The 12,251-nt window shown below is 70.3% G+C and carries 12 protein-coding genes; 7 read left to right on the top strand and 5 right to left on the bottom strand.

The window, feature by feature from the left end:
• The first annotated feature begins 369 nt into the window (after positions 1 to 369).
• Together DY218_RS00060 and DY218_RS00055 are read left to right on the top strand one after the other, a co-directional pair.
• A complete protein-coding gene (locus DY218_RS00060) occupies positions 370 to 984 on the top strand; it encodes a DUF998 domain-containing protein (RefSeq protein ID WP_199566573.1) in 615 nt (204 codons plus the stop codon).
• A gap of 251 nt (positions 985 to 1,235) precedes the next feature.
• The gene (locus DY218_RS00055) at positions 1,236 to 1,781 is read left to right on the top strand and encodes a hypothetical protein (RefSeq protein WP_128553826.1); all 546 of its coding nucleotides are present in this window, start codon (positions 1,236 to 1,238) and stop codon (positions 1,779 to 1,781) included.
• A gap of 149 nt (positions 1,782 to 1,930) precedes the next feature.
• Here DY218_RS00055 and DY218_RS00050 read toward each other — a convergent pair whose 3' ends face one another.
• Positions 1,931 to 4,375 (bottom strand): PQQ-binding-like beta-propeller repeat protein, encoded by a 2,445-nt coding sequence (locus DY218_RS00050; RefSeq protein ID WP_158573940.1) that lies wholly within the window; start codon positions 4,373 to 4,375, stop codon positions 1,931 to 1,933.
• A 412-nt stretch (positions 4,376 to 4,787) separates the two neighbouring features.
• On the opposite strand from DY218_RS00050, the gene DY218_RS00045 reads away from it, so the two are divergent.
• On the top strand, positions 4,788 to 5,318 hold the full coding sequence (locus DY218_RS00045) for a hypothetical protein (RefSeq protein WP_128553824.1): 531 nt from the start codon (positions 4,788 to 4,790) through the stop codon (positions 5,316 to 5,318).
• Positions 5,319 to 5,358: 40 nt separating this feature from the next.
• Here DY218_RS00045 and DY218_RS00040 read toward each other — a convergent pair whose 3' ends face one another.
• The 3 genes from DY218_RS00040 to DY218_RS00030 all read right to left on the bottom strand — a co-directional run bounded on the left by DY218_RS00040 (position 5,359) and on the right by DY218_RS00030 (position 7,232).
• Complete coding sequence (locus DY218_RS00040; protein WP_128553823.1) at positions 5,359 to 5,820, bottom strand: VOC family protein; 462 nt, start codon at positions 5,818 to 5,820, stop codon at positions 5,359 to 5,361.
• Positions 5,821 to 5,825: 5 nt separating this feature from the next.
• A complete protein-coding gene (locus tag DY218_RS00035) occupies positions 5,826 to 6,746 on the bottom strand; it encodes an AraC family transcriptional regulator (RefSeq protein ID WP_128553822.1) in 921 nt (306 codons plus the stop codon).
• 120 nt (positions 6,747 to 6,866) lie between these two features.
• Complete coding sequence (locus tag DY218_RS00030; protein ID WP_128553821.1) at positions 6,867 to 7,232, bottom strand: hypothetical protein; 366 nt, start codon at positions 7,230 to 7,232, stop codon at positions 6,867 to 6,869.
• A gap of 292 nt (positions 7,233 to 7,524) precedes the next feature.
• Between DY218_RS00030 and DY218_RS00025 the strand changes: the two genes are divergently transcribed.
• Complete coding sequence (locus DY218_RS00025; protein WP_128553820.1) at positions 7,525 to 8,145, top strand: dihydrofolate reductase family protein; 621 nt, start codon at positions 7,525 to 7,527, stop codon at positions 8,143 to 8,145.
• 63 nt (positions 8,146 to 8,208) lie between these two features.
• A complete protein-coding gene (locus tag DY218_RS00020) occupies positions 8,209 to 8,949 on the top strand; it encodes a class I SAM-dependent methyltransferase (RefSeq protein ID WP_128553819.1) in 741 nt (246 codons plus the stop codon).
• 216 nt (positions 8,950 to 9,165) lie between these two features.
• On the opposite strand, the gene DY218_RS00015 is transcribed toward DY218_RS00020, so the two are convergent.
• Complete coding sequence (locus DY218_RS00015) at positions 9,166 to 9,600, bottom strand: VOC family protein (protein ID WP_128553818.1); 435 nt, start codon at positions 9,598 to 9,600, stop codon at positions 9,166 to 9,168.
• 112 nt (positions 9,601 to 9,712) lie between these two features.
• On the opposite strand from DY218_RS00015, the gene DY218_RS00010 reads away from it, so the two are divergent.
• The gene (locus tag DY218_RS00010) at positions 9,713 to 10,264 is read left to right on the top strand and encodes a GrpB family protein (RefSeq protein WP_128553827.1); all 552 of its coding nucleotides are present in this window, start codon (positions 9,713 to 9,715) and stop codon (positions 10,262 to 10,264) included.
• A gap of 220 nt (positions 10,265 to 10,484) precedes the next feature.
• On the top strand, positions 10,485 to 12,251 hold a 1,767-nt coding region (locus DY218_RS00005), incomplete at its 3' end, for a PrsW family glutamic-type intramembrane protease (protein WP_233521273.1).

Here is a 12,251-nt window from a genome sequence, read left to right as displayed (position 1 = left end):
GCTTCGGCCCTTCCCCCGACCCCGGCGGCGGCACCCGCACCTGGACCACCCTCCCCAACACCCCACCCGCCACCACCTGGTGATCCCACGCCCCGCGACGTCGGACCGGAACCATTTCTGATCCCCACCGCACGTGGCTGGTTGTCGCTCGGTTCCGCTGCGGGGGCAGTTGTCCGCCTCTTGTCGGAACCGAACGACCACCTCGTGCCGGTGCTCGTGCCGTGCGTGCGCGGGGGTGGACCGGAGACGGAATCCTGCCGGCCGCGAAGCAACTCGGCATCGACCCGGGGATGTGGGCTGTGTCGGCGCCGCCGCCCGGACTGTCAATGAAGGTTGACGTGAGCGATTCTGTCAATTTACATTGACAGAGTGGAGAATCAAGTACTGCTCGCCTGCGGGCTGGCTGCCGGACCTCTCTTCACCGTCGCGTACCTGGTGGAGGGCGCCCGCCGGGTGGACTACAAGCCCTTCCGCCACCCCGTCAGTTCGCTCGCCCTCGGCCCCGGCGGGTGGGCGCAGACCGTCAACTTCCTCTGCGCAGGGCTGCTGTCGCTGCTCTTCGCCGTGGGCCTGTGGCGTTCCGGGCCCTCCCACTGGGGCGCTCTGCTGATCGGCGTATGGGCGGTCGCCGGTCTGATGTGCGCGGGCGCCTTCCGTACGGATCCGGTGAGCGGCTATCCGGTCGGCACCCCGGATCAGCTGCAACAGCCCACCCGCCCCGGGACTCTGCACGACCTGTTGTCCCTGGCCGGATTCCTCGCCCTCGCCGTAGCCTGTTTCGTCTTCGCCGCGTCCGGCTCGCTGGGCTGGACCCTCTACTCGATCGTCAGCGGCGTGCTCTTCGCCGCCACGATGGTGCTGGCGAGCGTCGCCTTCAGCCAGCACCCACGCTGGGTGGGCCTGGGGGGACTGATCCAGCGCATCGCCATCACGATCGCCTGGACCTGGCAGACCCTCCTCGCCGCACGCCTGCTGTTCACCTGACGAGGCGATGAATTGCCCCGACCCCCGGACCCCCCGAGCCCGAGCAGCTGTGACGCAGACTTCAGGTCGACGCCCGCCGTCAAGAACACCCCGGTGGTGAAGTGGATGGCGATTCCGATTCCGTGCAGAACGTGGCAGTGAAGGTGCCGTGCGGGTGGGGGAGCACGTCCCGAGCCGCTCGAGGGGTGGAAGAGCAGTCCGGACCCGCTTGTCCGGAAGAGGGAATTCATGGAGTGCCATACGGTGCCTTGATGTCCGCTTTCATACAGCAACTGCCCGCACTGCTCGGCGTATTGATCGGCGCGCTCGGTTCTTACGTGGTGGTCATGCGGGGCGACGATGCCCGGTTCCGTCGTGAGCAGGCGGCGCGGCGCGAGGATCGTCGACTGGCGGCTTACGCGGAGTTCGCCAGGTCCCTGAGGGCGTCCGTCAGCACGATGTTCAGAGCTGCTGCCCAGCTGGGCAATGATCCGCATCCTCATCCGCTGCCCGTGGAAGAGGCGGCCGTGCGACTGGGGGAGGCGTCCGAAGCTCGTGATCTCGCATGGGAGTCAGTGCTGCTGCTCGGGTCACCGGCGGTTGTGGATGCGGCGAGGGAGTGGGCCGCGGCTGTCGCCGAGATGGAGCGGGCGGTGCGGGCCGAGCGGCACGACCCGGAGGGATGGACGACGCTGGTCGCGAAACAACGCATCGGGCGTGAGCGGTTCTACGCGACGGCCCGTCGCGACGTCGCCCTCCCGGCAGGGCACTCGGGCCGATGGCAGACCCGCCCCCGCCCGGAGCACGATGCCGCCTGACGCCCTCGCCCCTTCTGTGGCCCTCGTATGCGGCACCCGTGCCCCCTCCGTCGAACTGTGCCCTTCGTATGCGGCACACGTGCCCCCTCCGTCGAAGCGAGGAGGGCCGGGCCCTCGCCCAACACACCCCGGAACACACGAGATCGCCGTCAGTGCGCGCCGCCCAGCAGACGGCGCGCCAGGCGGCGGACGTCCGAGTCCATGCGGCTCTTCGACGGGTGGGCCCAGCGGCCGTAGTCGATGTGCACAACGAGGTTGTCCTTGCGGACGGTCAGCTCGTGCCGGCGGTGCAGGTCGCCCGTGCGCTCGAAGGTGAAGCTGTCCCGGTCGATCCGGGCCGCGTCGCCGAGGCCGGAGACCTTGGCACCGTCCTCGGCGGCGAGCTCGGACTCGGCGACATCCTGCGCGTCGTCCCCCGTCAGCGGCGAGTCCGGCAGCGCCGAGACGCGGACGGCCAGGCTCGGCGACCCATCCGCCTCCGTGGACCACTCACAGCCCGTGACACGGCCGTCCGCGCCGCCCTTGGGCGTGGTGTCCTGCGCCTTCGCGCCCGGCAGCAGCCCGGCCGCCTCACCCCGCAGCCGTTCGCAGGCGGGCTCCACCTCCGTCGTCCTGCCGCCGGCCGGTTTCGCGAGCCGCCGCGCGGACGCGGACACGTCGGCACCGAGGTGCGCAAGGACGTCCGCCGCCGCCAGCTCGGCCGCCGCCTCGACCCGGTGCCGGGGCGGCACTTCACCTCGCTTGTAGGCCACCGGTGCATCGGTACGGGCCCTGACCTTCACCACCACATTGCGGTGCCGTGCTGCGACAAGGGCCTCCGATCCCTTGTCGTCCGCCGACCCGAACACGCTCGCCTTCGCCTCGTCGCCCAGGCCGTCGAGGGGTGACGGGGCACCGAGCGGCCAGTGCTCCCCGGAGGCGTCGTCCTCCCGGTCGGCCTTCGACCCGATCTTCCGGTACGCCTCCTCGGCCACCGCGACCGCCGGCGCCGGACTGCGCGAACCCGCCTTCCGCGACAGTCCGCCCTGCCCGTCCCCGCCGGGCTGGTGGGCGGTCACCTGCACGCTGAGGGACCGGTCCGCGTGCCGCGGCGCGAACTGCTCCTGCCACACACAGCTGAGCGGCGGCGGCATGCCCTTGCGGTACACCCGCATCGCCCGCAGCGCGGCGGTGGATGTCGCCTCGCAGGCGTCGGAGACGGCGTCGGGACGCACGTCGCTCCTGCGCCAGCCGCGCTTCTGCACCTCGATGCCGTCCTCCGACGGCATCGGCTCGGCCGTGTAGCGCCGCGTGTCACCGCCCGAGGACGGCAGCCGGTACGCGACCAGGTGCGTCGCCTCGTCGGGATCGCCGCTGTCACGGTCGACATAGAGGTGCTTGTCGTCCCAGGCCACGGCCGGCGGCATGCCGGCGCTCAGCTCCGCGATCCGCCCGACGGTGCGCTCCCGACCGTCCCGCATCCCGTACGTCACCAGCCAGGCCGCAGACCGTCCCCCGGTGTCCTGTATCCGCCGTACGGCCAGCAGTCTGTCCTTCCACACCCCGAGCGCCTGCGCCCGGCCGGCCGGCAGCCTCCAGCGCACCTTCCCGGTACGCAGGTCGTACGCGGACTGCCCGGCGCCCGGGCGGTCGTCCATGACGAGGGTGTCCCCCTGGACGTACGGGCCCCCACCTTGCCGTCCGTCGACGCCGGAGGAGCCGTCGAGCTGCTTGCCGAACGTGCGCACAGGTCTGCCCGCGGCGTCGTAGGTCTGGATGAGGCGGTGACCCTCGCGGGTGATGTCCAGGACCACCGGGTCGTCCGAGACGATGCCGTTCATCCGGTCGCCGCCGCGCCCGGCCTCGGTGTGCCAGACGGGCTTGTCGTCCGCGCCCTCGTACAGCGCGAAGTGCGCCTGTGTGCTGTCACCGGGCGGCACCCAGTCCGGTGCGACGTCCCTCGCCTCGGCCGCCGGGGCGTAGTGGACGGCGAGATGGCGGCCGTTGTGGACGGCCTGGTGCGCGCAGGCCTCGTCCTGCTCGAGCCGGGTGCCAAGGGACTTGCCGTCGCGCGGGCGGTACTGCCCGACGCCGTGGCAGTCGCGGGTCACGGTGAGGGCCTCGTCCCCGATGCTGAGGGATGCGGGGCCTATGTCGCTCAACCGGCCGACGTGCTTTGCCCACTTGACCTTTCCGTCCGCCAGGTCGACGACGCCCGCGTACGTGCAGTCGTCCTCGTTCCTCTCGGTGGCCAGCATCAGGCCGCCGAGGCCGGCACTGTTGGTCCCGGCGGACAGGGCGCAGACGCCGGACGTACCCTCGGGCGGCTTCAGCGTCCACCGCTTCTTGCCCGTACGCGTGTCGTAACCGCGCAGCTGTGTGCCCTGCTGCCGGGCGATGATGCCGTCGGCGCTCCACCCGGTGCCGCCCTGGGAGTGCGATGCCTCCGGCACCCGGGTCTCCCACGCCGGCTCGAGCTTCTTCGGCCGGGTGAGCGCGCGTTTGTCCTTGCCGTCGCCGTCGCCCCCGCCGGTGCAGCCTGTGCCGGCGAGCAGTGCGCCGAGCAGGGTGAGGGCGGCGGCCACTCTGATGCGCGTACGTGCGCGACGAGTCATGGATGAAGTCCCCCCGACTTCCCGGATCTCCCCGTCCCCGCCCAGACCTCTTGGCCGCCGGGGTCCCCGGGTGTCCCCGGGTCTCTCCGGGTCTCTCCGGGTCTCCCCGACCGAGGCTACTGAGCTCCGAGCCTCGAGGGTCAACGTCTTTCGGCCGACGCCGAAAGCCTCGTCGGACGGCCGCGCACGTGCGAGTGCCGCCCGCGCATGTGCGCGGACATGGAGCCCTCGGATACGGAGCCCTCGATCAACGGCCTCGTGAACTCCCGCTGTGTGACTGGCTGTTGACGGACAATGTGGCTGTGACCGTGACTGTGGCTGTGCACGGGAGGAGCGGAGACGGAATCCGTCGACGGGACTGCCTCCGGCCCACAGCACGGGAAGTAGCTTGCTGCGCACCTCGGGGACGGACATGCGAATCGAAGCCACCGCCGGACTCCGGCTCTCCCACTACCTCGGCAGCGGACAGCAGTTCGGATCCGAGGTGCACCTCTACGCCGTGCAGACGGCCATGGTGCGGCGCCCCGAGCACGGATCACGCACCGGCCGGGCACAATGCGCCACCTGCGGTGACTGGGTGGCCTTCCGGCTGCGCAGCGTGGCTCTGACGCGGCGTCGCAAGTACCTGGCGGGCGCGTCGGCGCTCGTGTCGGTCGCCGTCGCGGTGCTGGTGCTCACGTATCTGATCCGGTCGGACATGCAGGATGTGGGGCCGTCCTCGTGGGCTGCGCTCGGACTGTTGCTCGTCGGCGCATGTGCCGTCCTGGCCGCGCTGACGGGCGCCTTTCTGGCCGCCGCCGAGGACGGCTGTACGAGAGTCCGGAACCAGCCGCGCGACGTGCGCAGCAAGCACATGTTCAAGCCTCCGCAGATCCGCCGCGCCGTGCGCCGGCCCGGCGGCCCGGACGCCACCGCCCACCTGGACGTCGAGTTCGACGACTGACGGGGGGCGGGTGGCGCCGATTCCCCTTCCTCACCCGTCCTCACCCGGGCAGTTCGCCCGCGTACGTGCCGAAGGACCACTTGTTGCCCTCCGGGTCCACGATGGCGAACTCGCGGCTGCCGTAGGGCTGGTCCGCGATCTCGCGGATGACCTTGGCGCCGGCCGCCTTCACCCGCTCGTAGAGGGCGTCGACCTGGGCCGTGACGACGTACGCGCCCGCCGTGCCGGGCGGCGTGGACCAGCCGTCCTCCTTGTACGAGCCGAGCATGATGCCGCCGCCCTCGGGCCAGTCGAGCTGGGCGTGGGCGACCAGGCCGCCGTCCTCGTAGACGGCGGTGCGGGTGAAGCCGACCGTGTCGACGAGGAAGTCGATCAGGGCGGCGGCGTCGTTCGCCTGGAGGGTGTGCCAGACGCTCGGCTTGCGGGTCTGGGTCTGGGTCTGCGTCTGGTTCTGAGTGTTGGTGTGGGTGTTCGTGTGGGTCTGCTGCTCGTTGGTGTCCATGGGACTCACTCTGTGCCGTTCAGATGCCCCCCGGCTTGGATATTCCGGCACTCCTCGGCGAGCCAGGCGGTCGGGCTCAGGTCGGTGTACTGGTGGAAGTCCCGTACCAGGTGGGAGTGGTCGTAGTAGCCGCAGTCGGCGGCCACTCCCGCCAGGTCGGGCTGGGTGCCGGCGGCCACCGTGCGCACGATCCGGGCCTTCGCCCGATCGAAGCGCATCAGGCGGGCGGCCTGCTTCGGGGTGATGCCGGTCTCGGCGCGGAAGAGGGCGGTGAGCCGGCGCTCACTGAGCGCCACGTGCCGCGCAAGGCCGCCGACCGAGCCCGCGCCGTGGTGCCGGGCCAGCCAGGCCCAGGCCCCGGCGACCTCGGGGCGTACGCCGTCCGCCTCCTCGCCGCGCGCCGCCTGCCGCCGCAGATAGCCGCCCAGCAGGTCGAACCGCTCGGGCCAGGACGGCGCCTCCCGCAGCCGCTCCCGTACCTCCGCACCCGCCCGGCCGAGCACGTCCGCACCGTCCGTGACCACCTGCCCGCTCAGCTCGGCCGCCGGCACCCCGAACAGTGCCCGCGCGGCGAGCGGATGCACCGCGAGCTGCACGCCCGACTCCTGCACGGCCTGCTCGATGTACGCCGGGGACTGGTGCAGGCCACCCAGCACGATCCCGGTGCGGAAGGCGTCCGCGCCACGGGCCTGCTCCGGCGTGAGACCACTGATCACCGGGCCGTCCAGCGAGAAGACCACGGTCAGATACGGGGACGGCAGGCCCCGGTGCAGCACGGGCTGCTGCCCGGCGGCGCGGTATCCGACGGCGGACACCACCATGCCGTCGAGCCCCGGCGCCATCCGTACGAACTCCCGGCTGCTCGGGGCGGCGGCGGGGGCCTCTGCGGCGGCTGCGGCGGCCGCGGCGGCTGCGGTGGTGCCCATACGTCGAGTATGCGCCGTGTGCCGCGGCGGGTCGCGGCAGGTTGCGGCAGTTCGCGGCACACGGCGGACAGGACCTACGCCTGCGGCTTGAGACGGTGCGCTACGGCTTCATGCAGTGCGCTACGGCTTCAGCTTGTGGACGTTCGCCGTACTGCAGTTGCAGTCCTTGTGCTGGGACTCCTGGATCGCGTACACGGGGCTCTGTTTGAGCGCCGTACCGGTGCTGGAGGCCCACTTGCCCCACTCACCGTCCACCTTGATCCGTACGTAGGCGTGGCCCTGGCAGTTGCCGCCGCTCCTCTTGGTCGTGGCCTTGTGCTTGGTGACGGTGGCCGTGTACTTGGTGTCCTTGGAGCAGTCCCGATACCAGTAGTCGGTGGTGGCCGACGCGGGCGCGGCGGCGAACACGGTCGCCGCCATGGCCGCGGTCACCACGGCGACTGTGTACTTGGTCCGGGTGGGCTTCCTGGACTTCATGGGCTCCATGGGCTTCTCCCCGTTTCCTTGATGTGTTGATGCGTTGATGCGTTGATGCCTCGAATGCGACATGAGCATCGCCGGGCGGGGGACCGGCCGACCAGACCTTTCAGGGAAGCCTGAAACCCGCAGGTGACCGCGGGGGAGGCACGTGCTCCGGATGGATCCGTACATCGGTCCGTACATCGATCCATTGCCGCGATGAGTTCGGCCGCCTCTGCCAGTCTTCACCTGAGTCGCTCCGCCTTCACCTGAGTCGCTCCGCACTCACTTCGCACCCACTGCATTCGGAGACAAACCGATGTCCGACACCACCTGCCACATGTCGATCTCGCTCGACGGCTTCGTCGCCGGACCCGAGCAGAGCCGGGACGATCCGCTCGGCAAGCGCGGCAAAGAGCTGCACGGCTGGCACATCGGCGACCCGCGCGCGACCGAAGCCGACGCGACGGCCAACAGCTGGCTGATGCGCCCGCGCGGTGCCTACGTGATGGGTCGCAACATGTTCGGGCCGATCCGAGGCGAGTGGGACGAGACCTGGGACGGATGGTGGGGAGCCGAACCCCCGTACCACGCCCCGGTCTTCGTACTCACCCATTACGCCCACGAGCCGATCGAGATGAAGGGCGGCACCACCTTCCACTTCGTCACCGGGGGCTTCGACGCCGCGTACGCGCAGGCGCTCGAGGCCGCCGACGGCAAGGGCGTGGACATCGCCGGCGGCGCCTCGGCGGTGCGACAGGCGCTCCGCGCCGGCGTGATCGACGAACTCACCCTCGACATCGCCCCCGTCCTGCTCGGCAGCGGCGAGCGGATCTTCGACGGCATCGACACCTTCGACTTCGATCCCGTCGAGACCCTCCACTCGCCCCTGTCCACCCACATCCGCTACCGCAGACGCGCGACCGACGCCGAAACCTGAGCAGGGGCAACCGCTGCGCGCATCGTGTTGACCGCGTGCGGGAGCCAGTGCTGGAGTCGGCACGTGGACAGCACCCCCGCCAACCGGCGGCTCTGGAACCGGATCAGCAGTGCCTACCAGCGCGAGCACGACCCGCAGATCGGTGCCGCACCCCGACTGTGGGGCATGTACTCCACCCCCGACGCGCACCTGCACGCCGTGGGCGACGTCACCGGCAGGCGAGTCCTCGAACTCGGCTGCGGCGCAGGCCAGTGGTCCAGGGCGCTCGCCGCCGAGGGCGCCACCGTGGTCGGACTCGACCTGTCCGAAGCCCAACTTGCCGCAGCGGGCCGGGCGATGGGCGCGGCCCGCTACCCGCTGGTGCAGGGCGCCGCCGAACAACTCCCCTTCGCCGCCGACAGCTTCGACCTGGTCTTCTGCGACTTCGGCGGACTCAGCTGGGCGCCCCCGCGGCTGGCCGTCCCACAGGCCGCGCGCGTCCTGCGCCGAGGCGGGCGCCTCGTCTTCAACGTCGCCAGCCCATGGTTCGAAGCCTGCTACGACGAACCCGCCGACCGCGTGACCACGACGCTGCAACAGGACTACTTCGGCCTGAACACCATCGCCGAGGGAGACGGCGCGACCAGCTTCCAACTCACCTACGGCGACTGGGTCAGGGTCCTGCGCGGCGCAGGGCTCATCATCGACGACCTCATCGAGCCGCGCCCCGACCCCACAACCCCCAACGGCTACAACAGAACCGACCCACCCGACTGGGCCCACCACTGGCCCGCAGAACTCCTCTGGACGACCCACAAGCCGTGAGCGTCGGGGCGCCCACCGAGGGCCGAGGGAGCGTAACGCGGCGGGCGTACCTGGGTCTTGGACGTCCCACCCGGATGGGGAGGGGGCGATGAAACTGCTGTCGGCGTCCGGCGGGACCTTTGCGGGGATCACCGGTGAGGAGATGCTCGCGATCTCATCGCAACGCACTCGTACTGCGTCCGGACGCGTCCGGCGCCGCCTCCCGGATGACCGCCGTCAGTCGAGGCAGAACTCGTTGCCCTCGATGTCCTGCATCACGATGCAGGACTCGTTCTCCTCATCGGCAAGCATCGTCCGCACATGGACCGCCCCGAGCGCGACGAGCCGCGCGCATTCCGCCTCGAGCGTGGCCAGCCGCTCCTCGCCCACGAGCCCGATACCGGCCCGCACATCGAGATGCAGCCGGTTCTTGACGACCTTCCCCTCGGGAACACGCTGGAACAGCAGCCGCGGGCCCGCCCCGGACGGATCGCTGCACGCGAAGTAGACCTCCCGGTCCTCGGCCGGCAGCGAGCGATCGTACTCCTCCCACGTGGCAAACCCCTCCGGAGTCGGAGGCAGCACGTACCCCAGCACCTCACACCAGAATCCGGCGAGCCGCGTCGGGTCCGCACAGTCGAAGGTCACCTGCACCTGCTTGATCTTTGACATCGGCGGACCATAACAGGGGCACGGCGCAAGGGGTAAGGCGACAGGGGTACGGCCCCGTGCGACTGCCTGGGCAGAGGACTGTTGGACATCGCAGTCCGCGTCGACCACGATGATGGCCGTGTCGGAGCCCCGTGGCGTCCACGTAGTCGAATACGACCCGAGCTGGCCCCAGCGGGCCGCAATCGCCATCGATGCTCTCCGAACAGCGGCACCTGGGCTGTTCGTGGAGATCGAGCACATCGGCTCGACAGCGGTCCCGGGCCTGGCAGCCAAGCCCGTCATCGACTTGATGGCCGCTGTCCGCGACCTCACGCACGCCGTACCCCACCAGGCGGCGCTCGCCGGCCTCGGCTTCCGACCGCATGACAACGGGATGACTGACCGCCTGGTGTACGTCCGAGCGGACGACGGGGTGCGCAGCCACATCCTGCACGTGGTGGCCATGGAGAGCTGGGCCACCCGGAACCAGCGAATCCTCCGGGACCACTTGCGCGCCCATCCCGAGGACGCGACCCGATACGCACAGCTCAAGTGGGCGATCGCCGCCGCTGGTACGGGTGCGGGCGAATACTCGCGAGCCAAGACCGAGCTCGTGCAAGAACTCACCGATCGCGCTCGCGCCCGACTCGGTCTGCCATCTGTACCCGTATGGGAGAAACGGTGATCTAGTCACCAACCAGCCCTTCAAGCCGGGCTGCCTCCTACGGCGTCGTCGACACCACTTCCGCCTTCTGCCTACCGTCCGCGGTCTACACGACTCACCCAGCGTGGGCGCAGTCGGCTCTTGCGTGACAGCGGCATCCCCCCTAGCGTCATAAATTGCATTTGCGAACGATTGGCGTTCGCGACGAACTGAGCGCGCTGGGGGACGTGTCGTGGCACTGATGATGGTGTTGGCTGCGGTGTGGTGTCTGGTGCAGTTGTTGGTGTTGTCGGCGCCGGTGCGGGTGGTGCGTTGGTCGACGGTGTTGGTGGCGTTCGGGGTGGGGGTTTATGCGTGTGGTGTGGTGTCGGTGTTGCTGGAGGTGGGGTGGGCGCGGGAGTTGGCGGTGCGGGGTTTGCATCGGGGGCCGTCGGAGTTGGCGCAGGCGACGTGGGTGGCGGCGCCGGTGGTGGAGGAGCTGGTGAAGGTTGCGCCGTTGGTGGTGGCGGGGTGGGTGTTGCGGCGGCGTGTGCAGTGGGGGTTGAGCGATTTCGCGGTGTTGGGGGCGTCGGTCGGGACGGGTTTCGGGCTGTTGGAGTCGGTGTTGTCGTTCGCGGAGCGGGCGCACAAGTCTAAGCCGGATGACGGGGGTTGGGTCCTTGCGCAGTCCATTTTCAGCAATGCCTTCATCCCTGATCCGGGTCGCATTCTGACCAGTCTTTTTCCTGCTCCGAACGGGGTCTCGGACTGGAGTGAGGCGCAGTTCCCGCCGGGGATTCATCTCGTCTACGGGGTGCTGGGCGGGCTCGGTGTGGGGTTGGTGGTGTGTGGGGGGTGGTGGGTGTGGCGGGTGTGTGGGCTGGTTCCGTTGGTGGCGGCGTGGGCGGCTCACTGGGTGAACAACCTTGCAGCTGCGAACAAGGATGCAGAGTGGGCGAAGCCGTGGGCGGAGGACATTCATCAGGAGTGGGGGATCTGGATCGCGCTGGGGGTGCTGGTGGGTGCGGCGGTGGTGGATGTGGGCCGGCGGCGCCGGGGGCGGGCGCTGCTGCCGGAGACGCTGCTGGCCGGTGAGCGGGCGGTCCCCGGCGCGGGCTCGTCCGGTGGTTCACCGTTGCTGTCGTACGCCCTGATCAAGCCCCCGTACACCTGGTTCATCGCGTCCGGCTATGCGCGTATGCGGCGGGCGTTGCATATGGCCGCGGGCCATCCGCGTACCGATCCGGCCCGTATCGCGCGGCTGCGTGAGCAGGTCGCCGAACGGACCCGCACGATCGAGGAGACGAGTGATCCCGCTCGTTGGCGGGGTCTGTCCCAACTGGCCCTGATCCGCGAGGCTTTGGCTGCCCGTGCGCGTCTGCCGTGGCACGAGAAGGTGTTCCTGGGCGCCTCGTTGGTGGTCGTGCTGCCCTCGCTCGCGTATCTCCTCGTGGGTGACTTCAAGGGCACGCAGGGGATCCAGAAGTGGTTCGCGGACGGGGCCGGGCTGCAGGTGTTGATCTGGGCTGCCGTGGCCGGGCTGGTGCTGGTCGTCTGGCGTCTGCTCGTCACCCTCGTGGGTCTCCGCGCGGCGTTGCGGCTGCCGTTGGCCGAGCCGGCCGTCTCGGCCCAGCTCCGCATCGCGCTCTGTGCGGGTTCGCTGCTGACCGGTTGCTTGCTGCTGTCGCGGCGGGCGGCGATCGCGGACGGTGAGAAGCCTCTGGACGTGCACGACGCGGTCGACCCGTACAACGACGCCTCGTCGTTCCTGCTCGAGCGGTTCCTCGACGTCGGCCTGCCGCTCCTGCTGACCGTGGCGACCCTGGCCCTGCTCGCGATGCCGTACGCGCTGCCGCTGGAGCTGATGATGGGCGGAGGCGTGGGGGAGATGCTGCTCGGGGCCGCGCTGCCGCGCCTGGCGCCGTACCTGGCCCGCGCGGGTGTGCAGGCCCTCGGCCGGGCCGGCGGCCCGCAGGCGCTCGCCCGCGCGGGCGTCCAGGCGCTGCGCCGGGACGCGATGCCGTGGGCG

Source organism: Streptomyces triticagri (assembly GCF_003429565.1).
GTDB lineage: Bacteria > Actinomycetota > Actinomycetes > Streptomycetales > Streptomycetaceae > Streptomyces > Streptomyces triticagri.
This window is presented reverse-complemented; position numbering and strand designations above follow the sequence as displayed.